Origin of the sequence: Catenulispora sp. MAP12-49, from assembly GCF_041262705.1 — a bacterium.
GTDB lineage: Bacteria > Actinomycetota > Actinomycetes > Streptomycetales > Catenulisporaceae > Catenulispora.
Genome location: NZ_JBGCCP010000001.1, coordinates 610,443 through 634,303, shown reverse-complemented (window position 1 = coordinate 634,303; position 23,861 = coordinate 610,443). Strand labels below are relative to the sequence as shown.

The 23,861-nt window shown below is 70.1% G+C and carries 29 protein-coding genes, 1 tRNA gene and 1 other RNA gene; 3 read left to right on the top strand and 28 right to left on the bottom strand.

Going from position 1 to position 23,861, the window contains the following annotated elements; genetic code table 11:
* Window positions 1-12: 12 nt before the first annotated feature.
* Window positions 13-109: signal recognition particle sRNA small type (ffs, locus tag ABIA35_RS02910), an RNA gene on the bottom strand.
* 65 nt (window positions 110-174) lie between these two features.
* Here ffs and ABIA35_RS02905 point away from each other — a divergent pair.
* Window positions 175-259 (top strand) — tRNA-Ser (locus ABIA35_RS02905).
* A 64-nt stretch (window positions 260-323) separates the two neighbouring features.
* Here the strand turns inward: ABIA35_RS02905 and ABIA35_RS02900 are convergent.
* The 27 genes from ABIA35_RS02900 to ABIA35_RS02770 all read right to left on the bottom strand — a co-directional run bounded on the left by ABIA35_RS02900 (window position 324) and on the right by ABIA35_RS02770 (window position 21,696).
* Window positions 324-1,766 (bottom strand): tyrosine-type recombinase/integrase, encoded by a 1,443-nt coding sequence (locus tag ABIA35_RS02900; protein ID WP_370356438.1) that lies wholly within the window; start codon window positions 1,764-1,766, stop codon window positions 324-326.
* 11 nt (window positions 1,767-1,777) lie between these two features.
* A complete protein-coding gene (locus ABIA35_RS02895; RefSeq protein WP_370356436.1) occupies window positions 1,778-1,972 on the bottom strand; it encodes an excisionase family DNA-binding protein in 195 nt (64 codons plus the stop codon).
* A 37-nt stretch (window positions 1,973-2,009) separates the two neighbouring features.
* The gene (locus ABIA35_RS02890) at window positions 2,010-2,645 is read right to left on the bottom strand and encodes a hypothetical protein (RefSeq protein WP_370356434.1); all 636 of its coding nucleotides are present in this window, start codon (window positions 2,643-2,645) and stop codon (window positions 2,010-2,012) included.
* Window positions 2,646-2,650: 5 nt separating this feature from the next.
* Complete coding sequence (locus ABIA35_RS02885; protein ID WP_370356432.1) at window positions 2,651-3,400, bottom strand: hypothetical protein; 750 nt, start codon at window positions 3,398-3,400, stop codon at window positions 2,651-2,653.
* A 200-nt stretch (window positions 3,401-3,600) separates the two neighbouring features.
* A complete protein-coding gene (locus ABIA35_RS02880) occupies window positions 3,601-5,586 on the bottom strand; it encodes a DUF3987 domain-containing protein (RefSeq protein WP_370356431.1) in 1,986 nt (661 codons plus the stop codon).
* Window positions 5,587-5,684: 98 nt separating this feature from the next.
* Window positions 5,685-5,963 (bottom strand): endonuclease, encoded by a 279-nt coding sequence (locus ABIA35_RS02875; RefSeq protein WP_370356429.1) that lies wholly within the window; start codon window positions 5,961-5,963, stop codon window positions 5,685-5,687.
* A complete protein-coding gene (locus ABIA35_RS02870) occupies window positions 5,960-6,397 on the bottom strand; it encodes a helix-hairpin-helix domain-containing protein (protein ID WP_370356427.1) in 438 nt (145 codons plus the stop codon). Before ABIA35_RS02870 ends, ABIA35_RS02875 begins: the two co-directional genes overlap by 4 nt.
* Window positions 6,394-7,314 carry a hypothetical protein gene (locus ABIA35_RS02865; protein ID WP_370356425.1) on the bottom strand — a complete coding sequence of 307 codons (921 nt, stop codon included), beginning with the start codon at window positions 7,312-7,314 and terminating at the stop codon, window positions 6,394-6,396. The genes ABIA35_RS02870 and ABIA35_RS02865 overlap by 4 nt, the downstream gene beginning before the upstream one ends.
* On the bottom strand, window positions 7,311-7,907 hold the full coding sequence (locus ABIA35_RS02860; protein WP_370356423.1) for a hypothetical protein: 597 nt from the start codon (window positions 7,905-7,907) through the stop codon (window positions 7,311-7,313). Before ABIA35_RS02860 ends, ABIA35_RS02865 begins: the two co-directional genes overlap by 4 nt.
* 98 nt (window positions 7,908-8,005) lie before the next feature.
* Complete coding sequence (locus tag ABIA35_RS02855; protein WP_370356421.1) at window positions 8,006-8,383, bottom strand: hypothetical protein; 378 nt, start codon at window positions 8,381-8,383, stop codon at window positions 8,006-8,008.
* Window positions 8,384-8,475: 92 nt separating this feature from the next.
* A complete protein-coding gene (locus tag ABIA35_RS02850) occupies window positions 8,476-9,228 on the bottom strand; it encodes a hypothetical protein (protein WP_370356420.1) in 753 nt (250 codons plus the stop codon).
* Window positions 9,229-9,297: 69 nt separating this feature from the next.
* On the bottom strand, window positions 9,298-10,149 hold the full coding sequence (locus tag ABIA35_RS02845; protein ID WP_370356418.1) for a hypothetical protein: 852 nt from the start codon (window positions 10,147-10,149) through the stop codon (window positions 9,298-9,300).
* Window positions 10,150-10,154: 5 nt separating this feature from the next.
* Window positions 10,155-10,877 carry a hypothetical protein gene (locus ABIA35_RS02840; RefSeq protein WP_370356416.1) on the bottom strand — a complete coding sequence of 241 codons (723 nt, stop codon included), beginning with the start codon at window positions 10,875-10,877 and terminating at the stop codon, window positions 10,155-10,157.
* Between the two features lie 255 nt (window positions 10,878-11,132).
* Entirely contained in the window at window positions 11,133-13,406 is a 2,274-nt protein-coding gene (locus ABIA35_RS02835; protein WP_370356414.1) for a cell division protein FtsK, read from the bottom strand.
* Entirely contained in the window at window positions 13,403-14,560 is a 1,158-nt protein-coding gene (locus ABIA35_RS02830; RefSeq protein ID WP_370356412.1) for a hypothetical protein, read from the bottom strand. The genes ABIA35_RS02835 and ABIA35_RS02830 overlap by 4 nt, the downstream gene beginning before the upstream one ends.
* Before the next feature lie 74 nt (window positions 14,561-14,634).
* Window positions 14,635-15,516, bottom strand: coding sequence for a hypothetical protein (locus ABIA35_RS02825; RefSeq protein WP_370356411.1), 882 nt, complete (start codon window positions 15,514-15,516; stop codon window positions 14,635-14,637).
* 72 nt (window positions 15,517-15,588) lie between these two features.
* The gene (locus tag ABIA35_RS02820) at window positions 15,589-16,245 is read right to left on the bottom strand and encodes a GGDEF domain-containing protein (protein WP_370356409.1); all 657 of its coding nucleotides are present in this window, start codon (window positions 16,243-16,245) and stop codon (window positions 15,589-15,591) included.
* A complete protein-coding gene (locus ABIA35_RS02815) occupies window positions 16,242-16,793 on the bottom strand; it encodes a hypothetical protein (RefSeq protein WP_370356407.1) in 552 nt (183 codons plus the stop codon). The genes ABIA35_RS02820 and ABIA35_RS02815 overlap by 4 nt, the downstream gene beginning before the upstream one ends.
* Entirely contained in the window at window positions 16,790-17,122 is a 333-nt protein-coding gene (locus tag ABIA35_RS02810) for a hypothetical protein (protein ID WP_370356405.1), read from the bottom strand. Before ABIA35_RS02810 ends, ABIA35_RS02815 begins: the two co-directional genes overlap by 4 nt.
* Window positions 17,122-18,015, bottom strand: coding sequence for an NUDIX domain-containing protein (locus ABIA35_RS02805; RefSeq protein ID WP_370356403.1), 894 nt, complete (start codon window positions 18,013-18,015; stop codon window positions 17,122-17,124). Before ABIA35_RS02805 ends, ABIA35_RS02810 begins: the two co-directional genes overlap by 1 nt.
* A complete protein-coding gene (locus ABIA35_RS02800; protein WP_370356401.1) occupies window positions 18,012-18,482 on the bottom strand; it encodes a transcriptional regulator in 471 nt (156 codons plus the stop codon). Before ABIA35_RS02800 ends, ABIA35_RS02805 begins: the two co-directional genes overlap by 4 nt.
* A complete protein-coding gene (locus ABIA35_RS02795; protein ID WP_370356399.1) occupies window positions 18,479-19,591 on the bottom strand; it encodes a hypothetical protein in 1,113 nt (370 codons plus the stop codon). The genes ABIA35_RS02800 and ABIA35_RS02795 overlap by 4 nt, the downstream gene beginning before the upstream one ends.
* On the bottom strand, window positions 19,588-20,043 hold the full coding sequence (locus ABIA35_RS02790) for a hypothetical protein (protein ID WP_370356397.1): 456 nt from the start codon (window positions 20,041-20,043) through the stop codon (window positions 19,588-19,590). The genes ABIA35_RS02795 and ABIA35_RS02790 overlap by 4 nt, the downstream gene beginning before the upstream one ends.
* 3 nt (window positions 20,044-20,046) lie before the next feature.
* A complete protein-coding gene (locus tag ABIA35_RS02785) occupies window positions 20,047-20,298 on the bottom strand; it encodes a hypothetical protein (RefSeq protein ID WP_370356395.1) in 252 nt (83 codons plus the stop codon).
* On the bottom strand, window positions 20,295-20,636 hold the full coding sequence (locus ABIA35_RS02780; RefSeq protein ID WP_370356393.1) for a hypothetical protein: 342 nt from the start codon (window positions 20,634-20,636) through the stop codon (window positions 20,295-20,297). The genes ABIA35_RS02785 and ABIA35_RS02780 overlap by 4 nt, the downstream gene beginning before the upstream one ends.
* The gene (locus ABIA35_RS02775; protein WP_370356391.1) at window positions 20,633-21,418 is read right to left on the bottom strand and encodes an RNase adapter RapZ; all 786 of its coding nucleotides are present in this window, start codon (window positions 21,416-21,418) and stop codon (window positions 20,633-20,635) included. Before ABIA35_RS02775 ends, ABIA35_RS02780 begins: the two co-directional genes overlap by 4 nt.
* Window positions 21,415-21,696, bottom strand: a complete 282-nt coding sequence (locus tag ABIA35_RS02770) for a helix-turn-helix domain-containing protein (RefSeq protein WP_370356389.1) — start codon at window positions 21,694-21,696, stop codon at window positions 21,415-21,417. The genes ABIA35_RS02775 and ABIA35_RS02770 overlap by 4 nt, the downstream gene beginning before the upstream one ends.
* Window positions 21,697-22,036: 340 nt before the next feature.
* Here ABIA35_RS02770 and ABIA35_RS02765 point away from each other — a divergent pair, with 340 nt between their 5' ends.
* Together ABIA35_RS02765 and ABIA35_RS02760 are read left to right on the top strand one after the other, a co-directional pair.
* Window positions 22,037-22,519: a GntR family transcriptional regulator gene (locus ABIA35_RS02765; protein ID WP_370356387.1), complete on the top strand. Its 483-nt coding sequence runs from the start codon at window positions 22,037-22,039 to the stop codon at window positions 22,517-22,519.
* A gap of 90 nt (window positions 22,520-22,609) precedes the next feature.
* Complete coding sequence (locus ABIA35_RS02760) at window positions 22,610-23,857, top strand: hypothetical protein (protein ID WP_370356386.1); 1,248 nt, start codon at window positions 22,610-22,612, stop codon at window positions 23,855-23,857.
* Window positions 23,858-23,861 lie beyond the last annotated feature (4 nt).

Here is a 23,861-nt window from a genome sequence, read left to right as displayed (position 1 = left end):
CGACACCGGGACAAAAAAGAACTCCCATGCACCCGCCAGAGCACACCGACCCTTGCTGCCGTCAAGCCCTGGGGGAGTTGAGTGTGATGACGCCGCATGGGAGTCCGGGGTCAAGCATATAGGAGTGCGGATACCTGTGCGGACCCATCCCCGGAGTCGGGTATGCTTCTCGGCGGAGGATTCGCCTAGTGGCCTAGGGCGCACGCTTGGAAAGCGTGTTGGGGGCAACCCCTCGCGAGTTCGAATCTCGCATTCTCCGCTTGTAGGACAAGCCCCGACCAGTGGGAACACTGGTCGGGGCTTGTTTCGTCTCCAGGCGCAGGTCAACCGCTCTGATCTTCAGTTGCAGTTCCAGTTGCATTCGGGTCTTCCGGCGGATCCTCGGCCGGAGTCTTCGGGTCCTCAGCCGCAGCCTTCTGGTCCGACGGTTCCTTGTCGTCAGGCTTCCAGATGAGGTCGCCGAGCTGCACAGCAACGTCCTTGCGGATCTCGCCGGTGACGTGTTGATAACGCTCGGCCATCGAACTGGACGACCAGCCCATGAGCTTCATCACAGTCGCGTCTGGAATCTTGAGGAGCAGCAGTGCGGTCGCGGCGGTGTGACGTGCGTCATGAAGTCGGCCGTCCCGGATGCCCGCTGTTTTCAGGAGCGCCTTCCAACGGTCGTAGTCCGTGCTCGGGTTCAGAGGCTCCCCCACCTCCGAGGTGAACACATACCCCTTCTCATGCCAGAGGTTGCCCGCGTTGGCCCGTTCCTTCTGTTGCTCCTCGCGATGGGCGCGCAGGAGGACGATCAGCGGATCGGGAAGTCCGACCGTACGCTTACCGGCTTTCGACTTCGTGTCGCCGGTCTCGTCCCGCACCGGGACCTTCTGCTTGCAGTAGCCGGCCTTCCGGCCGCAGTCCCCTCCGCACCCGTGTTCGTACTTCGGCCGGAGCCGACCGCGACGAACCCGGACGGAGCCCACATCGAGGTCGACGTCAGCCCACTTCATGCCGAGAACCTCGCCTTGCCTGAACCCGAGGGCGAGAGCGATGGCCCACCGTGCGCTGTTCCTGGCGGCGCTCGCCGCCGTGAGGATCGCGCGGACCTCGTCCACGGTGTACGGCTCCACCTCCACCTCGTCGATGCGCGGCGGGGAGGCAAGGGCCACGACGTTTTCACTGATGTACCCGCGCTTCTGCGCGATCGCGAAGGCACGTCGCGCAGTTCGGTGAACCTGATGTGCTGTCGCCGCCGAGCGATCAGAGGCCATCATCTTCGCGTAGAACTTCTCGAAGTGCTCGGGCCGAATCTTGTCGAGCCGGTGGGCTCCGAGCCCAGGCACCAGGTGGACGCGGACGGCGACCTCGTAAGCGGCGAGCCCGTTGCCGTTCTTGCCCGTGGTTGACGGCGCGATGTGTGTGATCCAGTAGTTCAGCCACTTCCCGACCGTCCAGGCCGGGCCGGCCGGGCGCGTCTTGCCAGAGTCCCGTTCCTTCTCCAGATCACGGACCTTCCGCTGGATCTCACGCTCAGCCTTGGCCTGCTCAGCCTTCGTCTTGCCGCCCCTCACCATGCGGTGCCGGCGGTCGGCTCGGCCGTTGTCCTTGATGCCGACCGTCACCCAGCCGTGCCAGTAGCCGTCCTTCTCGCTGAAGTAGACAGAGGACTCGCCGTTCGGCGCGCGCGTCCCGTCGCCCTGGCTCCTGGCGGAGTCTTCGGCATTCCCGTTCGCGGTGCCGTTTTCGTCTTCGTTGGGCTCCTCAGCCATCGCCGTCATCATGGTCTGCCTCCTCAGCGGCTAGGGTTCTGCTCGGCCATCAGCCGTGCCTTGTACGCCTCGATCGCGTCGACCGGGACTCGGCGGAGTCGGCCAACGCGGACGGACTCGATGTCGCCCAGCTTCAGCAGGCCGAACATCGTTGTGCGGCCGATGCCGATGGATTCCGCGGCCTGCTCGACGGTGAGCATGATCCGGGTCTGGTTCATGAACTTCTCCTTGGTGTGACCGGGTCGTTTGGGTTGCTCAGGCCAGCAGAGAGTTGCTGCCGGCCGTCTTCCAGTGCGGGTTCAGCTCGGCGAAGCGCGTGCTGAAGTTCGGGTCCGGGCTCAGGGTGCTGTTGTCGTGGTACTGGCCGGTTTCGGGGTCGGCCACGCCCCAGTTGCCGGGCACGGAGGCGTCGCCGAGAAGTACCGTCCACAGAACTGCGTCGGTCGCCACGACCTCGTGGAACTCGTGGTGGGCCATGGTGTGGTCGCCGCCGGGCAGCTGGGTGTAGGGCTGCATCGTCAGGGCGCCGTCGTCGGCGAATCGCCACAGTTCAGCGCTGTACGCGGCGCTGCTGTCGTGGTGGAGGGCGATGGAGCGCATGCTGGCCCAGCGGTGGTTGTGCGGCCAGCGCCGGTCGAGATCGCGGATGTCGGGGGCGTGCCAGGCGTTGATTTTGATGGTGCGCCCTGGGGTGCTGATGAGGGTGATCTCCAGTTTGGAGACCTCGCCGCGGACGTTGGGGACCAGGCAGATCCCGCGTCGGCTGGCCAGCGCGGCCGGCGTCAGCTCCGGCAGGTCCGGCGCATGAGTGCGCAGGGCAGCCCTGGCCTGCTCCAACACGGTGTCGGGCATGGTGTAGCCGGGCAGCAGCGGGTGGTTGGTGGTGGGCATTGTGGTCAGCCTTCTTCCTTGTTGGTTGCGGTTGGCGGGGCCAGCACGATGACGGTGGCGTCGTCGCGGTACCCGTTCTCACCGACTTCCGGAGCGGCGACCAAGGCCTCGGCCAAGGCCTGCGGATCGTCGCCGTGAGCGCGAGCGATCTCAGTCATGCGCTCGGGTCCGAGGGCGTCGTGTACGCCGTCGCTGGTGAGGATGACGGTGAGCCCTGCGTCGATCCGGGCCTGCCGGATCGTTGCGGCCGAGGCGGTGGCCAGCGAGACGCGCATGAAGTCGGTACCGAAGTCCATGAGGTCGGCCGAGATCTGCATGCCGGTGTGTTCGGTGCCGCACGCTGCGAGCCAGGCAGCCATGGTCTGGTCGGTGGTGACCTGGGTCAGCGTCTGCCTGTCCCAGGACCAGCCTCGGGCATCGCCGACCCACCCGATCGAAGTCCCGGCGTCCCACATCACGGCCACGACCGCGACCGCGTCGGAGTTGGCGTCGTCGTCGGTCTGCGGGAAGGCGACCAGCTCGCCGGCGGCGGACAGCCCAGAGAAGACGGTGCGGCGCGCGGCCATGCGCGCGGCGACTTCGGCGAGCAGCCGTGCGGTGTGGCCGATCTTTTCCGAGGATCCGGGGGCGTCTGTGACGCAGGCCGCGGTCACGTCATCGGGCTCGTATCGGTAGACGAACAAGCCGTCGCAGCACCACTGGCGGGTACCGCCGCGCTGTGCCGTGCCGACCCGGGGGACGTACCTGGTGTTCATGTGATCCTGCTCCTTCGGTTGGCACCCCTTACATTTCGGGGTGTGGGCGGGGGTTTTTCGGGGGCTGATTGGCCGCCGCGCCGCCGCAGAATCCGCAGAAATGTTTCTGCGGATTCTGCGGCGCTGCGGCGGGGGTTCGGCTCCGCTTTCTCAGGCTCCGCAGTCCCTCATCCGTCACGGTGTGTGACGGATGTAAGGGGTCAGGTTCCGATGTCGGGGTGGGCTTCGTAGGTGGGCGCCGTGGGCCGTCCGCGCCCGGCGGCGGGGGCGTCGGGAAGCCGGCGGATGTAGCCGTGGCGTTCCAGGACTGCCAACGCCGCGTCCATGTCCGTGATCTTCGGAAAGCGGCTCCGGGACATGGAGCTGAAGGGATCCCGGGCGGTGAACCTGTCGGCGCCGGTGCGCTGGATCCAGTCCAGGACGGCGCGGGCTCGCACGATCGTTTCGTCGGTGCTCATGACGTCGAACGCGGCCAGGGCATGGGCGGTGTAGTAGTCCATGATGGCCAGCGCAGCCTCGATAGTGGCGCGGTTGATCGGCTTGCCCCAGCCGTCGCGCAGGTGCTCGGCCAGGTGCAGCAGACCGGCGATGCGAGCGCCGGCGCCGACAGCTTTGCCGGACCACTCACGGATGCCGGACAGCGCCTCGCCGTCGCGCATCCTCTCCTCGTAGTCCTTACCCGCGGCATCGAGGAGTTTCTCGGCCTCGGCGTCCAGGACGAGTTCGGCTGCGGTGGTGCGCTGAAACATGGTGAGGATCAGCGAGGTCATGGTGGCGTCGTACTCGGCGCCGATGGCGGGGTCGGCCGGGGCCGGCTTGGTGTTGCGGTACCCGATCGCGACCTCGGGAATGGTGAACAGCCACCGGGCCAACAGGCCGCGGCCAGCCGCGCCGGGGATCGCGGCCAGCGCCGACAGGGCGACCGGCTGGGTGCACACGCCGATGGTCAGCGCGGGCTCGTCGACCATGTCGGAGGTGCGGGTGGTGCGGTTGACCTTCAGCTCGGATCCGGCGTGGCCTTTGAGGAACACGTTCATGGCCGGGGCGCCGGAGGTGTGCCGTCCGGCCATGATGTCGAAGATCTCTGACTCGTCGGACAGGATCGCGAACCGGCCGCCGTTCTGTGCCAGCAGCGTGGCCAGGTTCGCCGGCGACACGTCGTCGGTCATCAGCTGCGGATCGTGCGGCTCCGGCGTCTCGGCCAGCTCGCGGGCGGCCTCGCGGGCGTCGGCCTCGGCGCCGGCGCGGTCGGCCAGGCTGGCTTTGGCCGCGGCGGTGGCGGTGCGCGCGGCGCGCTCCTCAGCGATCTGCCGCATCGCGCGCTGCTCGGCGTTGCGGGGCCGGGCGGAGGCGACCAGGTCCTTCTCGGCCTTCTTCAGCGGCCGGATCATCGCGTTGAACACAGCGGTCTTGCGGGTTCCCGGCGGCAGCGCACTGATCGTGTACAGGTTCACCGGCTCGGTCCATTCGCCTTTGCGCACCACGACCTTTGCCCGCCCGCCGCAGGCGGCCGACAGCGCCGACAACGCGACAGTGCCGGCCAGGTCCATCGGCGTCTGCGTGTACTCCGACACCGAGGCGACCTGCATGGCCAGCCACTTGGGCAGTACCTGGCCGGGGAACTCCGGCAGCTTGGCCGCCGCAGCTCCCAACGGCGCGGGTTGGTCCCAGCCGCGCTTCTCGGTCTCGACCAGGGCGGCGTATTCGGTGCGGACGCGGGTGCGCAGCGGGTCGTCGATCTCTGCCGAGCGGCCGATCTGCACCAGCCGGGTGCCGGCCTCGATGACGCGGCGGGCGTAGGCCTTGTCCAGAACGATCTGCGCCCACCACCCGGCTGATCCGGTGGTCGGCACCGCAGCCATGCAGGTGTGCAGGTACGGCGCGCCGCCGATCCGCTGCAGCTCGCCGCCGAGGGCCTGGGCGACCACCAGCGGGTCGGCGGGCCGTCCGGCGTCCGCGAGCTCGGTGATGGCGTTGAAGATCTGTTCGTGGGCGGGCCGGTAGAAGTCGGCGCCGGTGAGCATCGGCCGCACTTCAGCCAGGGCGGCCGGGGAGAGCATCATCGCCCCGAGGACGGCCCGCTCGGCCTCCTCGTCTTTGGGCAGGGCCCATTGCTCGGGTCCAGGGTCACCACCGACGTCACCGTGCCAGGGCTCGGCGCCGGCGTGCTGTGCGGTGTCGGTCATGATGGGGGTGGTCCCTTTCTCGGCGGTTCATGTGCTGGAACAGGGGCGCCGGTGCGCGGCGTGTCTTGACGGGTAAGGCGCCGCGCACCGGGCGGGGATCAGGAGGAGCGGCGGGGCTGTATGCCACAGACAGGGCAGCGGCGGGAGGCCCCGCCCTGGCGCTTCAGGGCGCGCTCGCGGCCGCGGTCGCCGGTCCAGGTACGGGCCAGGACCCAGCCGATGCCGGCGGTTTTGGCGACGGCCAGTAGGCGCGCGCCGCGGCCGGCGGCGTGCTCGGCGAGGCGGTGTTCGAGGTCTGCGGTCCAGCCGGTGTAGTGGGCGGCGTGCTTGAGTGGCCGGTCGAAGTGCAGCAGGTAGACGGTTCCGGTGGAGTTCATGCCGGTTCACCGTCCGCAGTCCGTCCGGAGGCGCCACCGGCCATGGTGAACAGGGTCAGGTGATGGGCATGGCAGCCCTCACAAGTGGGCCCGAGCCGGTGGCCGATGTGGCTGGCGCGGCCGGTCCAGTCGGTGGCGACGTGGCGGCGGTCATCGGCGCGCGGGTTGCCGCACTCCGGGCAACGACGGCAGGTCTTGCATCCGGAGCCCGCCTTGCGCTGTTCGAACGGCTGCCCGTAGACCAGGCGGTGTGCGGCCATGACCGTGTCGATGTCCGCCAGGCGGGCGGCGCCCATGCCGCGCAGCGCGGCGATGGCATCGCGGGTCTGGGCGAGCAACTGCTCGACAGTGGTGACACCGGCGGCGGCGAGCGTCTTGGGGGCCTGGGTGGTGAATCCGAGCTCGGCCAGCGGGCTTTGCGCCTCGATGCTCACTTGTCCTCCCCCGGGCGGTCGGCGCCGACAGCCATGCGGCGGATCAGCAGCGCGAGCCGGTCCGGCCGCCCCGGGCTGGTGGCGCCACGGAGTCGGCCGCTGCGCACGTCCAGGTCCCCGCGCCAGTCGGTGACGCGGGTCTGCGCGTCCTGGCCCAGGGCGATGTGACGGCCACTGTTTGGGGCCAGGATCGGGCGCAGCGGCTCCATGTCCTCAGCCAGCCAGCCGATCAGGGTCCTGCCGTCGATCGCGGCGCGCAGCTTGGCCGCGCCGGGCTCAGGGTCCAGCTGACCCTTCACCTTCGCGCCGGTCTTGACCGGGCGTCGCAGCACCATGGCGTCGAAGACTTTGCGGCCGTCCGCAATGTCGAAGGCGAGCACGGCGATTCCGGTGATCGGATACCGCTTCCCGGACGCCGTGGTGCCCTCGGGACGTACCTCGGCGGCGTGCACCGCGAGCGCCGCGCCGGACGCGGCCATCTTCGCCGCCCACCGCGCCGCGGCGGCGCGGCGCGCGCCGTAGTGGGCCTGGTAGCCGGTCAGCCGGGTGATGTGCCGACAGCACCGACACAGGTACCGGGGCGTGATGTTCTTGAGCAGCTGGTCGTCGAGCGGGTAGTAGGGCAGGGCTTGTTCGCTGAACGCGCCGCATTCCTCGCAGCGGTACACGCGGTTCCGGGTGCGCTTGGCGTCGGCGGCCTCCAGCTGCGCCGCGCTGGCGGTCGACGGCAGGGATTCGGCGAGCCGGTACAGCCGGAAGGCGTCGTCGCGGCCGTGCGCGTGCCAGTTCTCGGCGTGCACGATCCCGGCGGCCTCGCCGCCGGGGATGCGCGGCAGGTCCATTGCGGCGAGCTGGGAGGCCAGCAGCAGCCCGTCGGGTACTTCCCACCAGCCCTCGTACACTGTCGGGGCGTTCACCGGGCGCTCCGCAGTGCCTCGACGACCGGGCTGGCCTGCCGGTTGACGATGTCGGCGACGGCCCGCACCGAGGCCTTGGCGTTGGCGAGCGACACGACGTCGGCCGGGGTGTCCGGGTCGGGTGTCGGCAGCATTGTGTCGGTGAGCGGGATCAGCAGCCGGGTGGTGGTGAGCAGCGCGGCCCGGGTGTACTTGGGGTCCCAGAATCCCTTGTGGTCGCTGAACGGCGAGCCCTCGCGGTACCAGTCGCCGAGGGCGGGCAGGCCCAGGTGGGCCGGGAACATCGACTTCAGCGCGCGGTGCTCTAGGGGGATGGTGACCTCGATGGCGTAGTCGCCTTCGCCGGACTCGCCGGCGGTGATGCGGATGCCGTTGATGTCGGCGCGGATCTCGGCGTAGCCGGGGCCCATGATCGGACCGGTGGCGTTGCGCCACGCCGCGGCGGCGAACTGGATCGGGTCGGCCACCGCGCCGTCCCAGCAGCTGCGGAACTCTTCGGCGCTGTTGCGCAGGTAGGCGCCGTACCGGGAGATGCCGTCGGAGGCGCGTGAGCGGTCGGAGGCGTCGTCGATGGTCACGAGCAGTTCGGTCATGATGGGTGGTGTCCCTTCCTGAAGGGTTGATCGATGGATCGGGATGCCGGTGCGCGGCGGTGTGTCTTGGCGGATTCAGGCGCCGCGCACCGGGCGGATCAGGAGTTGTGGGTTTCGGCGATGTGGGTCCAGATCTCGACCTGGGTGTGGCCGGCGAGGGTGCCGTGGGCGGACAGCTGCCGCCGGGTCGAGCCCTGGTGCTCTTGCGGCTCGCTCAGCCGGGTCACGCCGCCGTCCAGGACGGTGGTCCAGGCGCGGATGGTGTCGATCCGGTCAGCCTCATCGCCGACGGCGGAGCAGTCCTGCGCCTTCAGCGTCCAGCTCCGGTTGGAGTTGTCGTAGTTCAGCGAGTACGACGCCGGGTGCGACATCGTGTTGTGGACGTCGATGAAGCGCACCAGAGTGGCGATGGCGTCGCCCAGGCCCGAGTCGGTGGGGATTTCGACGGCGCGGGTGTTGCCGAGGATGTGAATCATGGTGAAGCCCTTTCCTCTTTGCGGGTTTGGGGTTGAGAGCCGGTCTGTGGTCGCGTTTCCTGGCGGATTCAGGCGCCGCGCACCGGGCGGGGTCAGAACTCGACGTGCTTGTCGGCGAGCTGGGGGCAGGTGCCGTCGGCGACCAGGTCCAGGACGTCGCCGAGGGCAGTGATGCCGTCGACGCCGTGTTCGTGGCTGCGCCCGCAGCTGCCGCAGCCGGCGATGACGAACGCGGTGTGCTTGGTGTCCTGGCGGTCGACGCCGCCGAGGGCGTGGGAGCGGTGGGCCAGGAACATGCCGTCGCCGAGGAAGGCCAGGGCGTGGATGTCGTCGGGCTCGTGCTGGTCCCAATGGGCACGACTGTCCGACAGCGGATATCCGACCCAGGTCAGCATGGGCGGCTCCACACCGCCTACGGCGAAACGGGTGCACCACCAGGCGGCGGCCTGCGCGGCGCGGTCGCTGGCGATGCGCTGCTGCTCGGCCAGGCGCCGCGCGTGCAGCCGGGCTTCGGCGCCGGCCTTCGCCTCGCGGGCGGCGCGCGCCATCGTGCCCAGCGTGGCCAGCAGCTGCGGGCCGCCGGCGACCGGGCCGACGACGGCCGAGCGCTGGTAGTACCGCTTGAAGTCGGTGCCGTTGAACGGCTTCAAGCCGATCGAGGCCAGCGCGGACTTCACCGCGGCGGCGTCGGTGCCGAAACCGGGGTTGACGGCGGCGATGCGGGTGAGCAGCTCGGGGACGGGCAGCCGCTCGTCCGGCCCGAACGCCTCCAACACCAGCAGTCGCAATGCGGTCGCCTTCTCCTGCGCGCCGGCGTCGACGTCGCTGTGGTCAGTGATGGTCATGTCGTGGTTCTCCTTCGGGTCGTGGTGCGGCCGGTCACCGGTTTGGTGGCCGGAGATCTCAGGCGGCGGTCATGCCGTCATGCGCAGCACGCCGAGGGCCTCGGCCAGGTCGGCGAAGTCGTCGACGGCGGCTGCGGCGGGCTCGATCTGAAGCCGAGGCGTGGCGTCCAGGGCGTCGCGCGCTGTCGAGCTGAGGGCGTCCGCGGCGGCCGGGCGGGGTTGCTGCATCGCATCGGCGGCGGTGGGGCTGACTGTCATGAAGTGCCGGCGCCGGGTGTCGCGTTCGGTCCTCAGCGCGTCGTATTCGGCGGCGTCCAGGCGCAGCTCGGCCCGCTTGGTCTTGCCGAGCTGCCGCAGCTTCTCCCGGTTGGTCGCGCCCTGCTCACGCAGCGCGGTGACCTCAATCGCGGTTTGGCACTGCATGCCAACGACATTCGCCTCATGGTCGCGCTCGGCCTGCCGCTCGGCGGCGGCCTGGCGGCGGATCCCGCGGGCGAGCCACTGGCGGCGGGTGAACACCCAGCCGGTGACCGTGGCCACGGCGGTGACGATCAGCGGCTCGGACATGCCGGCCGGGTAGGCCATCATGCCAATTCCCAGCGCGGCGGCCGTCAGGGATCCGGCCGTGCCGACCAGCACCGCGTCCTTCGTCGCCGCGGCCCAGGCGGTGATGGCCGCGCCGAGGATCATCCCCACGCCGATGCTGACCATGTCGCCGTTGCTGTGCCGGGCGCCGTGGTCCGACCAGTGCCGGGCCAGGGTCAGCATCGTCGTGGTGACGGCCGGGGATGCCAGCGCGAGGGCGGCCGAGGTCGGCGACACCGGCAGGTGCCGGCGGGCCGTGTCCGGCGCGGCCGGGGCGGTGCCGTCGGCGGTGTGGATGGTGCCCGAGAGGGGCTGCGCTGTGGTCAGCTCGGTCATGAGGTTCAGCCCTTCCGGGAGTCGGTGGTGTTCGGGCCCTGCGGGTCCAGGCGGAACGGGGCGCCGGGGTGGGTGCCGGCCCAGTGGGCGGCGGCACGGCCCACAGCGGTGTCGGCGTCGCGCAGGCCGGTCTCCGACGCTGCGCAGCGCGGGCAGCGCCACCAGGACGCGCCGGGGTTGCCGCCGATCGCGATCGTCTGGCCGAAGCTGCGGTTGTTGCGGGCCCGGGCCTGCGCCGTGGTGGTGGTGGTGCGGGTGCCGAAGGCGCCGCGGGCCCAGCCGCGCACCGCGCGGTTGACCGGCAGGCGCTTGCCGCCGATCCCGAACAGCCGCAGCACCGTCGACGTCTTCTTCGCGGTCTTCTTCGTCTTGCGGTCGGCGCTACGCCGGTTGGCGGCGGCACCGTAGGCGGTGCGCGCACCGGTACCGGAGGCGGCCGGGCGCCTAGCGGCCACGGTCTGCCCGGAGGTGCGGGCCGGGCCCGGCTTCGGCGCGCCCTCGGCCGGCTTCTTCGCCGGCGGCTTCGTGGCGGGCTTAGCGGGAGTGGCGGCGCGGCCGGTGCCGTTGCAGCGGCGGCACGGGCGGGCTTTGCCAGCCTTGGTCTTGCCGTGGGTGCCCAGTCCGGAGCAGGTGGGGCAGTAGCCGCGCGCGGTGTTGGTCGCCGGCGCGAGCTTGGTGGCGACGCGCAGCTGCTTGCCGCCGAGCCGCACGGTCTTGCGCTGAGCCATCTCGGGGCGCTCCTTCATCGGGCATGGGGGTGGCGTGATCTGGCGGGCACAACAGCGGGGAGGGAAGACGCGTGGGGGATCGAACAGGGCTGTTTTCAGTGGTTGAGAGGCCGCTCACCTGGGCGGTTCCCCGGGCTCCCTGTGATCCCTTGCGCTGGTCGGATCGGGGGAGGCGTCCGGCGGGCCGGTTGGGGAGAACTCCCCGCTTCCCCGGCGCCTCCCCGATCTCTCGGTTGGCGGGAAACCGCTTTTCGGCTAGTCGACGTCCTCGTCGTCCTCATCGTCGAACCCGTCATCGGGCTCCTCGTCGGGCTCGTCGTCGTCGCGGTCGGCCAGCGCGGCGGCGACGGCCTCGGCCGAGACGTGCATCCGGCCGGAGGTCTTGTAGGTGGGTGCGCCGGCGGCGTCCATCGCCTCCTTGAACCCGGCCGGGGTGAGGTCCTTCCACACCATCGGGTAGCGCGCGGCCAAGGCGGCGATGACGGCCGAGCACAGCATCCGGTCGGCGTCGCCGAGGATGTCGGCGACCTCGGCCAACAGGTCCGGGTCCGGCTCGGCCGCGGTCTCGGGCTGCTCCACGCCAGAGGCGTTCAGCAGCGCCATCGCCCGAGTCACCACCGGCGTGATCTCGTCGGTGGCGCCTTCCTTTTCCACGTAGTTCATCCGCACCAGCTCGAACCGGTTGCGGGTGAACCCGATCGTGACCGCGGTGCCGATGTCCTCGTTCGGGTCCAGCTCGGTGGCAGTGATGCCGGCCTTGTACTTGCCGGTCCCGAGGATGCCGTCGTTGGCGATGTAGTCCTGGACCGCGAAGGCCGCGCGGTGGCTGGTGGTGCGGGTCACGTCCTTCGGGATCGAGTCCTTAGCCGGGGACACCGTGATCCACATCAGCGTGATGCCAGTCTTGCGGGCCTTCTTCATCACCTTCACCGCCAGCTCAGCGGCCTCTTTGCCGTACTTCTTGTGCTCGAACAGCTCGTGGCACTCGTCGAACACGACGATCCGCGGACGCAGCCGAGCGTCCTTGGCCGCCAGGTCGCGAGTCAGCTTGATCTCGCCGTACTGCTCCAGCAGCTTCCCGCGGGCCGACACGTCGCTGCGCAGCTCGCGCAGACCCTTCAGCGCGGCCTCGATCTGCTCGTCGTCATCGCCCTTGACCAGGGTGCGAAGCCGAGGCCGCATCGCGTCGTAGTCGGCGTTGAAGGCCATGGCGTAGACGTCGATGACGGTCAGCACATCCAACATCGCGCCGAGCAGCAGGTTGCGGGTCAGCGAGGACTTCCCGGTCCCCATGATCCCGCCGATCATGTAGTTCTTGCCCATGAGCTGCCCGAACACGATGTCACCGCGCTGGGTGATGCCGATCGGCACGCCCTTGAAGTAGTCGGCGGTGCCCTCGGTCAGCAGCGGCCACGGCGGCACCGGCCCAGACAACGAGCCCTGATGGGCCACCCACAGGTCCATCACGCCGGGCTTGTCCCGCGGTTGGGTCGGCCACACCTCCACCGGGGCGCGCAGCAGGTTGTGGGCCAGGGTGACCTTCTTCTCCACGATTTTGAACAGCGGCACCTCAGGCGGCAGCAGCAGCTGGCAGGACCAGCCCTCGCCGGCCAGGTGTGCCGGCTCGATCCACCGCGGCTTCCACCCGTTCTTGAAGTGCTTGTTCAGCGCCGGGATCCCGAGTGCGGCCAGCGCAGCCAGGATCGCCGACTCGTCCGGCACCATGTCCCGGTCCTCGCCGTTGCCCAGCTCGGCCGGGGCGTCCCAGGCCAGCTCGGACTCGCCGGCGCGGCCCATCGCCCAGAACGTGGCCAGCACCACGAACGGCGCGGACCAGGCGGCCGGGCGCCATCCGACCTCCACGACCGTGACCAGGAACTGCACGATGTCGGCGGCGATTTTGAACGGCGTCGCCACCTGCGCGAAGTCGTCCGTGTTCGCCCACAGCGCGATACCGGCGACCAACAGCAGAAACGCCGTCCCGGCCACCGTGGCCAGCACGCCCCGGGCGATCTCCACCGGCGCCGCCAGCAGCGCCATGCGCCGCTCGTGCCGCTCGTACCGGGCCAGACGGCCCCGCTCCTCCCAGGTCAGCGCCGACTCATAGTCGCCGGCCTCATGCGCGGCCTTCATCATCCGGTCATGCAGCGTGGACGTCTTCGACTCCCACGTACGCACCGCCGCAATCCGCGCACCGGAACCGATGTAGCGCAGGTGAAGACCGGTGGCGGCGGTGGCCGGGTGGCCGGCCGCCGCGCGGACCTTGGCCCAGAAGCGGCGCTTGCGGATCCGCCGCTGCGCCCGCGACGGCCCGGCGCCGCGGTTGACCACCACACCCTCGATGGCGTGGTCGGACACGGCGGCCTCGGCCAGGCTCGGCCCGGCCTGCCCCGGCTCCTGGTCGCCGCCGGAGGCGTTGACGAAGCCGGGCACGCCCAGGCCGTCATCGCCGGCCTCGCCACGCTGCGGGAACGTGTAGACCTGCGCGCCCTGAGGCTCGAAGAACTCTTCCTCGCTGTACTCGGTCATGACTGGGCCTCCTGCTCTCCGCTCGTGCCCGGCTCGGTGTTCTCGCGCAGCTCGCTCACCACGCGGAACGCAGTGGCCTGACTCACGCCGGTGGCCTTGGCCAGACGGCGAGTCGACAGCGGCTTTCCGGCGGCGACTGAGTCAAGCCAGGTCTGGGCGACTGATTCATGGTCGGTTTTGATTCGCGCGGTCACCGAGGCCTGACGGCGTGCCGGGGCCGATGCCGGGGCGGTGCGGCGGGACTTCGCGGTGCCGTTCACCGCAGGGGGGAGATTCGCAACCACCTGCGCAAACACCGGGTCTCCGGGGGTGAGGATGTTGCCGGGCTGAATCACTTTCAAGGGCAGTGATTCACCGCCGGACAGCACCGGTGAATCACCACGCGACTCGGCCGGTGACTCAATCGCGGGCGATTCAGGCAAGCCGTTGGACTCGGTGATTCCCAGGCGAGTCAAGGCGTCGGCGAACGCCGCGCGGGACAGCTTCTCGTGCACGCCGGTCGGGTCACCGTGCCGCAGCGCATCCCCGATCAGCCGCATCCGGCCCCGGTAGGCCCGCGGCCCGGCGAGCGTCAGCACAGCCAGCCACTTCGGCCGCTTCTCCCGATCGGTGGCTTTCAGGTAGCCGGCCACCCGCCGCGCGGAGTCCGCCGTCCACACGTCGGTGTCGATCGCGTCGGCCAGGCGCAGCCACACGAACACCCGCTCCGGGGTGATCCGCCAGCGGATCGGACCCTGAACACGGCGTTGGCGAGCGGCACGGCGCTGCGGGGCAAGAGCCCGCTCCCACAGCCACGCACCAACCGCCGGGATGATGGCGCGGCCCAGGGCCTCGCGGAAGTTGCCGGCGACCGAGGTGGACAACGCCGCTGAGATCCCGGTCAGCACCCACAGTCCGACGCCATCGACACCGGCCGCGCCGTGCTCCTTGATGTTCTTGCGGGCTCGCAGGGCCTCGGCGACCTGCGCTCCCTCCAGGACGGCGACCATCGGAATCTTCAGATCCAGGCCGTAGTGCATCGCGTCCGACAGGTACTTCCAGGTGCCGGTGGCCGCATACGTGGTGGCGCCCAAAGCGATCACCGCCGTGATCAGGTCGGCCAAATCCACCCGGCGCAGCCTGCCGACGGTGCGCACCAGCGCGTACAGCGCCACGACCAGCGCGACGGCGCCGCCGACCAGGGCCCAGCCCGGCAGGGCCGAGAGCTGGTGGGCCAGTGTGGAGGTGTTCACTGCCCACCCCCGGAGCGGAGATTGAACGCGGTGACGGTGGCATCGGCCGGGATCGGCTCGGTGGCGGCGGCGGAGCGCAGCCCGCGCCACAGCTGGTCCAGCACCACGGCGCGGGACACCGGGCCGTCCAGCGTCAGCTCGCCGGGGAAGGTCGTGATGAGCGGATCGCCGAGCTTGGGCCCGGTCCGGCCCCAGCTGCGCAGGTCCACCGGCCGGGCGGGCCAGGTCAGCTGGACGGACCAGCGGTAGGTGCCGGCGGGCAGCTGCTCGGCGGCGTCGCCCTGGTCATAATCGGCCAGCAGGTTCCGCACCGCCAGGTGCTGCGTGCGGTCGACGATGGGGTTGGTGTTCTCGGGCATATCAGAGCCCTTCCGGGTCGAAGAAGTCTGGTCGTGCAGCAGCGCCGGCGGCTCCGGAGAAACCGTGGTCATCAACGCACCGATCTGCGTGGCACCAAGGACGCCGGCGCCGTCCACGCCGAGCTCGGGCGGGAAGCCGGCCCGGTCGGCCTGGCTCGGCCACGTTCCGGCGTCCAGCAGCACCTGCACCGCTGCGGTGCGGTCGGCGCGGTCGAGCAGCACCGCGGCCAGGCGCCGCAGACCGGCGGCGTCGCCCTCGATGCTGATGCCGGGCAGCTCGACACCGCTGTACGCGCGCATCTCGTAGTTGCCGTAGACATGCAGCGCGCTGACGGCGGTGTCCTTGGTCAGCGGCACCACGACGACGGGGAAGAAGACCATGGCGATCGGGTGCCGCAGCCACATCCGCGTCCAGTGCGCGGCCCGCTTGGCCCACGACGGGCTGCTCATGCCGGCCTGGTCGCCGATGCGGTCCAGGTCTTGGGGGTAGTGCCAGCTGTAGGTGTTGGGCTTGCTCATGTCAGGAGCCCTTTCGGGTCGAGAATCCGAGGTTGTGCAGCGGGGTCCGACTCCGCGGGAAGGTCGCGGACATCAGGCACCGCCGGTCTGCCCGGCCGGGCCGACGCTGCGGGTCCGGCGCAGCGGGGCAGGCTGGATCGTGTAGCCGCCGGCGGGGGGCTCGGCCAGGCGCCAGGTACCGCGCCCGGCCGCCTTGGCCGCATACAGCGCCAGGTCCGCGCCCTTCATCGCCTGCGGCAGGGACGGTGCCGGCAGCACGGCCACCTCGATGACGCCCACCGAGGCGGCGGCCGGGATCCACGCCGTGCCGAACCGCACCGGCTCGGACAGGTCAGCCAGCAGCTCGGCCATGCGCACCGTCAACGGCCCGTCGCCGCGGCGCGGACGCCAGGTGGCCATGAACTCATCGCCACCCAGCCGCCCCACCGTGCCGCGCGGCCCGACCCAGGCAGCCAGACGCAGCGCGAGCGCGGCCAGAACCACATCGCCGGCGTCGTGGCCGTGGGTGTCGTTGACCGCCTTAAAACCGTCGCCGTCGACGGCCAACAGCCACAACCCGGCCGGGCGGCGCACCGCCTTGGCCGCGTGCCGCATCCACTCCGCGCGGGTAGCCAAGCCGGTCACCGGGTCACGGCGGCCGGCCACGACCTGGCGGCGCTGCGCCAGGTTCAACACGGCCAGGGCGCCAGCGGCGGCGGTCGGGAACGCCAGCTGAAGCAGGCTGCTCATGCCGACCTCCCCGGGTCGTCGTTGTGCACGTCGTGCCAGGCGCCGGCCCCGGCGTTGAAGGCCTGGATCTGGAGGAACTCGGCCAGATGCGGGCCGTCCTCGTCGCCGCCGATCTCCTCCTGGATCGGCCGGATCCGCCAGGTGCCCTCACCGGCCGGCCACTGGTCGGCGCGGTTGTCGTGGTCGAACCAGCACACCGCCCAGGGCGGCAGCACGTGGCACTGCGTGGGGTGGGTGACCTCGAAGAACAGTGCGTCGCAGTTGTCGATGGGGTGCCTGTCGGTGAAGCGGCGCACGGTGTGCCAGGCCGCTTCGGCCTCCTCTGCCAGCAGGTCCGGGCCGCCGTGCGCGGCCAGCAGCCGCAGCGCCTCCCGGCCGCCGTTGTGCTGCTTCACCTGGTCGACCAGGCGACCGGCGAGGATCTGCTGCCCGGTGCTGCCGGTGCGCAGCGCCGCCACCAGCCGGGCGACAGCGTGCGAGCCGCTGGCGACCAGCACCACCACCGGGCGGCCCGACTCGTCGTCGTAGGCGCGGGTCTGGATGCTCACTGCTCCACCCCCGCCCCGTCGAGGACGTCCAGGAGCGCGGTGAGCTGACGCTTGACCGATTCCAGGGCGTAGGTGCGGTCGGCGTGGTCGTCGTCCAACGTGGTCTCGACCTCGGTCAGCAGCGCCTTGATGGCGGTGACCGACTCCGGCGCGATGCCGGACGCGTTCGGGGCGTCGTCGCGCAGCCGCAGGTCCAGGTATTTGCGGACCTTCGCCGAGCCGCCGCGGTTGGCGTAGCTCGCCGACTCCTCCACCACGTCGAAGGCGCGACGCATCACCGTGGCGAAGGCCTCCACCTGGTCGGGGGTGTCCATCAGTCTGATGTCCATCACGCACCGCCCGTTCCGGGCCGACGCATGGCCCGCAGCGCCATCGACAGCATCGGGACGTGCGCCTCGTACAGCCGCCCGCCAGCCTCGGCCACCTCGGCGGTCAGGCCGTCCAGGTCGGTGAAGCCGAACCAGGCCGCGTCGGCGGCGTCGTCGCCGGCCTTGGCGGGGATAACGGTGGGCAGGTGGAACAGCGCGGCGGTGGTGCACACCCAGGCGTAATCGGAGTTGCGCCAGTCCTCCACGTAGCCCGAGCCCAACACCTGCGGGGTCTCCTGGGTCAGGTCGACGCCGGTTTCCTCACGCAGTTCCCGGACCAGGGCCCGCGGCGCGGTCTCGCCCGGGTCGACCATCCCGCCGGGGATCGCCCACACCCCGATGTCGGCACGCCGGATCAGCAGCACCCGACGCTCCGCGCCGTCGCCGGCGACCACGATCGGGTCGGCCGCGGCGTTCTCACCCCACTTGCCGAGGTTCCGGCCGGTGCGGCCGGTGCGACCCGTCGGGTTCAGCGGCCACCCGAACGCGTCGAAGGTGAACGGCACCAGCGCCGTCTTGACGCGCGAGCCCCAGTTTCCGATCTCGGACGGGGTCGCGAACGACTCGGCCCAGCCCTCGGCGACCGCGACGGCCAGGTTCTCCGGGCGCAACTCGGCCGGGGTGATGTCCGTCGGCGCGTAGTCGGGGTGCGGAACGGTCCAGGGCCGCAGCCCGGCCGGCACCGTTGAGACGCAGTAGTCGCGGCGCAGCTGAATCTCCAGCTGCTTGCGGGCGGTCCGCACCGCCCCGCGGTTGATGTAGGAGGTGTATTCCGAGGTCACGTCGAAGGCCTCGAACAGCACGTCGGCGACGGCCTCCACCTGCTCGGTGGTGTCGAACAGCTCGATCTTCACAGGGCACCCCCGGCCAGAATCAGAACGGTGATGAACAGCCAGCCCTTGTGCCAGGCCTGGTCCAGCAGCGCCGCGCCGGTCGTCGCCGGCACGTTGTCGTCGTGGCCGGGGCGCGGGGCGCCCAGGTCGTAGAAAGCGGCCTTGCCCGGCCCGCACAGCGCGGCCAGACGGCGCAGCGTGCTGCGCCGGTCAGCCCAGTAGTGCGAAGCGGCGTCGATGCCCAAGGCCAGGGCCCACCACGCCGGGCGGACCGGCAGCCCGGTCACGACGAACGCGGCCAGCAGTGCGGCCACCTTGGTCGCGGTCAGGGTCGCCACGTGCCGCGCGCACGCGGCCCGTCCGGCCCAGCCGGGCCCGCCCTTGGTCATCGCCTGGCACGGGGTCTGAAGCCAGTAGTCGGCGACCTCGTGGGCGGCGATCAGCGCCACGTAGGACACGGCCATCACGGCCGCAGCGGTCAGGTTCACTGGTCCGCCTCCTTCGTGCAGGCCTTGGCGTGCCACGACGCGTCGTCGACGGCGGTCTGCCATCCGGCGTCTTTGAGCTCGGGCAGGTAGCTGTGCAGGCCCCGCGGTCCGCACGCGGTGCAGATCGTGGAGAAGGTGTTCGGCAGCAGCGGGTACACCGCGACGTTCACCGCAGCCCCGCCGGCAGTGGGGAATGTGGCCAACGGCGCCGGCAGGCCTTCAGCCTCGTCGTCGTCCTGGCCACCGGCGCTAGGCGTGGTCACGGGCAGGTAGTCGTCCAGGTGCTCGTCGTCCCAGCCGACGGTGCCGGCCACGAGCCGGTGGACCAGGTCGGCCTCCCACGAGCCGGGCCGGTTCGCGGTCACCGCCTCCACCGAGCCCAGCTGTGCGGCAACGCGGGCGAGCACACCGGCGAGCCATCCGGCCACGTCCTTGCCGTGGGCGGCGACGGCCAGCACTGCCGGCAGCGCCGCCTCGGTCGCAGCGGCCACGTCCGGCAGCGCCAGCGCCGCCCGCAGCCGGGCCGTCGCGCCGCGGTGCGCGGCACGGGCCGGGCCCATCAGGGCCGCGATTTTGGTGCGCTGCTCGCCCTCGGGCAGTCCGGTCAGCAGCTGCTCGCCGGTGGCGAGCGTGTGCGACAGGTCCCGCAGCAGGTTCCGTGCCGAGTCGTACTCGCCAGCCTCGATCAGCCCGTTCAGGCCCGCGTCATACGGCAGCCAATCCAGGTCGATCGCCGTGTCGCAGATCCGGCAGGACTCCTCGGCGCCGTTCCACCACGGATACCCGAAGGCACAGCTCGGGCAGGACACCGGCGAGAACTCGGCGTCGACGGCGTCGATGTCATCGGCGAGGTAGGACTCAGAGAGCATCCAGCCCGCGGCGGTGTAGCCGGGCAGGATCTCATCCACGACCTGGCGGAAGCCATGGAGGTAGTCGGTGCTGCTGTCCGCCTCGGTGGGCAGGGGCAGCTGGTCGGCCAGGTAGATGCAGACGTTCTGGTTGCCGTCCCACAGCCGGATCATCATGTTCCCGCCGGCCGGATGCGTCAGCATCCACTCGGCCAGGATGTCCCGGCCGTCCAGGGCGTCGACGGGCCACACGCGGGTCATTCGGCCACCCCCGGTGCCTCGATGCCGTCCAGCGCGGCCAGGTCGCCGGCGCCGTTCAGCAGGCACGCCGGGCAGCCCGGCGCCTGGTGGTCGTGCACCAACCCGGCCGCGTCGACCCCGTCGACGGCGGCGATGTCGAAGGTGGCGTCGTGCAGCGCCGCCAGCTGCGCCAGCAGCCGCGGCGAGGCGGTCTTGCCCTGGCTCATCAGCCCGCCGATGAGGACGTGCTGGATGTACGGGCGGCCGGGGTCGGCGTTCAGCGCGTCGATGAGCGCCTCGGCGACGGCGGCGTGTCCGGCCTCGATCCGGTTGGCCTCGGCCAGCCGCGCCACCACCTCCGGGGCGGTACCCGGGTTGGCGATCACGGCACTGCGCTCACCCATGGCGAAGCGGAAGCCGGCCAGCACACTGCTGACCGCAGCCGCCTCGGGGATCAGGTTCGGGTTCGTCATGGCTCAGACCGCCTTCGGGTCCAGCACGCGCAGCCAGGACGCCGTCATGGGGCGCCGCTCGTTGCTGCTCAGGTCGGAGGTGATCTGGTTCTCGGCCGTCAGCGCGATGCGGGCGGCATCCATGTGCAGCGTGGCCATCTGCGTCCACAGCGCCACCTGCTCGGCGTCGTGCGGCGCGTCGGAGTAGTCCGCGGTGACGTTGGCGACCAGCGCCAACAGGCGCGAGGCCATCGCGTAGTGCTCGGGTCCGGTCATCGGGAAGCCCCCTTCGGGACTGAAGAATTCGACGGAGAAGAGTGAGAGGACGTGGGCCCGGCCGGGCTGAGCCCGTCGGTCGTGCCGTCCAGCGGCCCGGTCGGGCCGGGCGTGGTGTCGTCGGTCTTGGCCAGCCGCACCAGCGCCAGCACCATCGCCACGATCAGCGCCGCGTAGATGACGTTGGCCGGCAGCACCTGCCACCAGCGCGGCCCGGGCGGCGTCACCTGGTACACGGCCTGGGCCTTGAACGCCTTGTTGGCCTTGTAGATCCGCCGCTCACGGGCGATGACCAACACCACCGCCACGACCACGCCGAGGATCGCCAGCACGGTCACCGGGACACCGCCTTGGCGGCGTTGCTGGGGTCCTGCTCGCTGCGGGCCACCGGCGCGTCGATGCTGATGTGGCGGTTGCCGGCGACCAGCTTGTGGGCGTGCAGGATCACCTGGCCGTCGTCGTAGACCTGCGTGTCCAGCGGCGTGTCCAGGGCGTCGGCCAGCAGCTGCACCGCCGCGGCACGCTCCTCCATGTCCAGCTCGGTGCCGAAGAAGCCGATGGTGATGTTGCCGCGTGCGCCGACGAACGTGACCGTCGCCGAACCCAGCTCCGCGTGACGGTCGATGAACGCCGCCAGGGTCCGCAGCGACCGCGCCAGTGGCACGTTCCCGCTGGCCCCGTCGGCAGCGAAGCCGGCCCACAGCGACGATCCGCCCTGCGAAGTCGGGATCTTCTGCACCACCGGCTTGTCGATGTCGCGGTGGACCACCGCGACCGGCACGCCCTGAGCCCGCAGCCGGGCCGCGGTCGCCTCGGCGATCGCCACCGAACGGTGCCGGCCACCCTTGCAGAACACATGAACCGGCAAGTCCAGACCCTGCGGGTCCGACACGTGGTCGAACAGCGCCAGGACGCGGGCCACCGTGTCGTCCACGATCTCCATCGCGCCCGGCGTGGCCATCACGTGGTCGAACACCACGGCGTCCAGGCCGGTCTTGAACCGCATGCCCGGGTCGTCGTGCGGGTTCCGCAGCGCCGTACGCAGGTCCACCGACAGGGCATTGCCCTCCGGCGGCTCACCGTGCAGCACGCCGAACGTGGTGATGACGACCCGGCTCATGCCGCCACGTCCTCGACCGCGGCGGCGTAGAGGCCAGCCTGGTACTCAGCGAAGGCCTCGACGGGGATGCGGATCGTGCCCCGGCCGCGGCCGATGCGCAACGCCTTCAGGTCGCCGGCCTTGATGGCGCGGTAGATGGTGGTGGGGTCGACGTCCAACAGCTCAGCGACCTCGGCCACGTGCAGGGGCTTCTCCGGCGTGTGGAGCGTCGCGACAGCCGCCTCCGTAAGGCGGTACGGGCCGTTTTCGCCCAGCACAGAGGTACTCTCGTCGTGCATCGATGCTCTCCTTGACGGGTGGGGTTGGTGCACTCCGGTCCTGGTGGGTGGCACCCCGCCAGGACCTCTTTCGTTCAGGGCTGTTCTCTAGCTGCTGTAGGTGTCTGAGCTGCTGAGATCAGTGAACTCGCATGAACGTCGCGCAACCATGTACTGGGCATGTACTGGCACTGCACTAGCCGCGCATGTACCCGTTCACTGATTTGCTTGAGTTCACTGAGTTGCTTCAGTCGCTCTAACTTGCCCTACTGCACCTAGAGTGCTCTAGGGTGCTCCGACTGTCAAGGGCACACTCTTCAGCGCCCTAGTGAGGGCTAGGTGGCCGTGGGAAGATGACCGCATGCCCATCGACCGCAACTCGCCGACACCGCTCAAGGAGCAGATCCTTGACGACCTGCTTACGCGGCTTCGGTCGGGAGAGTTCGCCGTTGGCCAGCGGTTCCCATCGATGCGAAACCTCTCCAAGCAGTACGAGGTCGCCGAGATGACCGTCATGCCGGTCGTCCAGGACCTCCAAAGGGCCGGCTACCTCGTGGCGTATCCAGGCAAGGGCACATTCGTCCAGGCCCTCCCGGACATCAAGCCCGAGAGCAACGACGTCGAGCTCCTCAGATCACAGGTCAGCGAACTGACCCAGTCGGTGGCACGCATGGCGAACTGGGTGAGCGCGGTTCAGGAAGTCCTCACCGAGGAAGTGGTCGGCGTCTCGCATCGCGTTGCTGCGCTCGATGGCGGCGAAGTCGTCGACCCCGATGTCGTCGAAACCAAGGTCACGGAACTCAACCGTGAAACTCGTTCTTGGGCCCACGAAGACCTCACATAGCCGCACCTATAGCGCCCCAGTACCCACTACACGGAGCGTGATGGGTTCTGTACGCTCGACCCGAGACATGTGATCGGGGGTGAATCAGGCGTGGAAATCGTCGGGGTCTGGACCGGCCGCTTGGCACAAGCGCTTCGAGTCGCGATGCGCATGACGCACGAAGATTTCGCGGCGCGCCTCGGCTTCAACCCCCGGGGCGTCGCGAAGTGGGCGGCTGAGCCTGATGTCGTCCTGAAGATGTCCACCCAGCAGGTTCTCGATCTCACCCTTTCGCAGACAACAGATGACGTCAAAGCGCGCTTCGGCCTTCTAGCCGCAGAGACTGGCGAAGCTTCGCAGCTGATGTCCGCCACGGAAGTACGGACCATTCGGATCGAGCCGCCCGCCATCCCAGGCCTCAGGCCCGCGAGCGCGCGGCGTCGCCTGACGCCGGAGACGCTGTCATACCTGCGGAAACACCTTCAAGACCAATACGTCGCCGACAACCTCCTCGGTCCCAGGGTCATGCTTCCTGGGATCATCGACCACTTCGAGACCATCGAGGCATTACGGCGCGATGCGAACGGCGACGTGCTGATTGAACTCCTGCGCCTCGCAGCCGGCTACGCCGAATTCGCTGGCTGGCTGTGCCATGACGCAGGAGACCTTGACGGCGCTGCTTCGTGGTGTGGCAAGTCCCTGGAGATGGCCCAGGCCGGGGGAGACGACGTGATGGCGGCCTTCACCATGATGCGTCGAGCGGCAGGGGCAATCAGCGCCCGAGACGGTGCCTTCGCCGCTCGGCTCGCAGCTGCCGTGCAGCGGTATTCCACACCCGAGACGATCCGGGTTCGAGCCATCGCTGCCCTGACCGAAGCCCACGGCCACGCGCTGGCAGCGAATGCCGGCGAAGCAGACCGCGCGCTCGACCTTGCTGCCGGGCTCGTCGAGCAATCGGACCAGGTCTACGAGGGTGACCCCACAGTGGCCCGCTACTGCGCTATTCCGCTGTACGAGAGCATCTCGAAGGCCAAGTGCCACCTTGAGCTCGGTCGGGCGCCCGAAGCTATCGAGTCTTTCAAGGACGTCCTCGACACGTTGCCACCCGACTACCACCGCGACCGCGGCCAGTACCTGGCGAGGCTGACCCAGTCCTACGTGCTCGGCGAACAACCCGAGGCAGCATGCGCCGCTGCCGAGGAATCGCTCGCGATCGCACTTGAGACGGGATCCTCGCGCACCCTCGGCGACCTGCGGCGTACCGTGCCCACGATGGTGTCACGCTGGGGTAAGGTGCCCGAGATCCTCCGGTTCCGGGACATGCTCGCAACCGTCGAACGCTCGAATGGTGGTGCCTAGCACT

What these genes read in the sequence shown, in the direction of transcription:
- ABIA35_RS02860 (WP_370356423.1), bottom strand. Translation starts at nt 7,907, where the DNA reads ATGACCGAACTGCTCGTGACCATCGACGACGCCTCCGACCGCTCACGC.
- ABIA35_RS02895 (WP_370356436.1), bottom strand. Translation starts at nt 1,972, where the DNA reads ATGAACCAGACCCGGATCATGCTCACCGTCGAGCAGGCCGCGGAATCC.
- ABIA35_RS02810 (WP_370356405.1), bottom strand. Translation starts at nt 17,122, where the DNA reads ATGGACATCAGACTGATGGACACCCCCGACCAGGTGGAGGCCTTCGCC.
- ABIA35_RS02790 (WP_370356397.1), bottom strand. Translation starts at nt 20,043, where the DNA reads ATGACGAACCCGAACCTGATCCCCGAGGCGGCTGCGGTCAGCAGTGTG.
- ABIA35_RS02765 (WP_370356387.1), top strand. Translation starts at nt 22,037, where the DNA reads ATGCCCATCGACCGCAACTCGCCGACACCGCTCAAGGAGCAGATCCTT.
- ABIA35_RS02840 (WP_370356416.1), bottom strand. Translation starts at nt 10,877, where the DNA reads ATGGCTCAGCGCAAGACCGTGCGGCTCGGCGGCAAGCAGCTGCGCGTC.
- ABIA35_RS02835 (WP_370356414.1), bottom strand. Translation starts at nt 13,406, where the DNA reads ATGACCGAGTACAGCGAGGAAGAGTTCTTCGAGCCTCAGGGCGCGCAG.
- ABIA35_RS02820 (WP_370356409.1), bottom strand. Translation starts at nt 16,245, where the DNA reads ATGAGCAGCCTGCTTCAGCTGGCGTTCCCGACCGCCGCCGCTGGCGCC.
- ABIA35_RS02880 (WP_370356431.1), bottom strand. Translation starts at nt 5,586, where the DNA reads ATGACCGACACCGCACAGCACGCCGGCGCCGAGCCCTGGCACGGTGAC.
- ABIA35_RS02900 (WP_370356438.1), bottom strand. Translation starts at nt 1,766, where the DNA reads ATGATGACGGCGATGGCTGAGGAGCCCAACGAAGACGAAAACGGCACC.
- ABIA35_RS02885 (WP_370356432.1), bottom strand. Translation starts at nt 3,400, where the DNA reads ATGAACACCAGGTACGTCCCCCGGGTCGGCACGGCACAGCGCGGCGGT.
- ABIA35_RS02770 (WP_370356389.1), bottom strand. Translation starts at nt 21,696, where the DNA reads ATGCACGACGAGAGTACCTCTGTGCTGGGCGAAAACGGCCCGTACCGC.
- ABIA35_RS02795 (WP_370356399.1), bottom strand. Translation starts at nt 19,591, where the DNA reads ATGACCCGCGTGTGGCCCGTCGACGCCCTGGACGGCCGGGACATCCTG.
- ABIA35_RS02875 (WP_370356429.1), bottom strand. Translation starts at nt 5,963, where the DNA reads ATGAACTCCACCGGAACCGTCTACCTGCTGCACTTCGACCGGCCACTC.
- ABIA35_RS02850 (WP_370356420.1), bottom strand. Translation starts at nt 9,228, where the DNA reads ATGACCATCACTGACCACAGCGACGTCGACGCCGGCGCGCAGGAGAAG.
- ABIA35_RS02845 (WP_370356418.1), bottom strand. Translation starts at nt 10,149, where the DNA reads ATGACCGAGCTGACCACAGCGCAGCCCCTCTCGGGCACCATCCACACC.
- ABIA35_RS02785 (WP_370356395.1), bottom strand. Translation starts at nt 20,298, where the DNA reads ATGACCGGACCCGAGCACTACGCGATGGCCTCGCGCCTGTTGGCGCTG.
- ABIA35_RS02890 (WP_370356434.1), bottom strand. Translation starts at nt 2,645, where the DNA reads ATGCCCACCACCAACCACCCGCTGCTGCCCGGCTACACCATGCCCGAC.
- ABIA35_RS02775 (WP_370356391.1), bottom strand. Translation starts at nt 21,418, where the DNA reads ATGAGCCGGGTCGTCATCACCACGTTCGGCGTGCTGCACGGTGAGCCG.
- ABIA35_RS02855 (WP_370356421.1), bottom strand. Translation starts at nt 8,383, where the DNA reads ATGATTCACATCCTCGGCAACACCCGCGCCGTCGAAATCCCCACCGAC.
- ABIA35_RS02825 (WP_370356411.1), bottom strand. Translation starts at nt 15,516, where the DNA reads ATGAGCAAGCCCAACACCTACAGCTGGCACTACCCCCAAGACCTGGAC.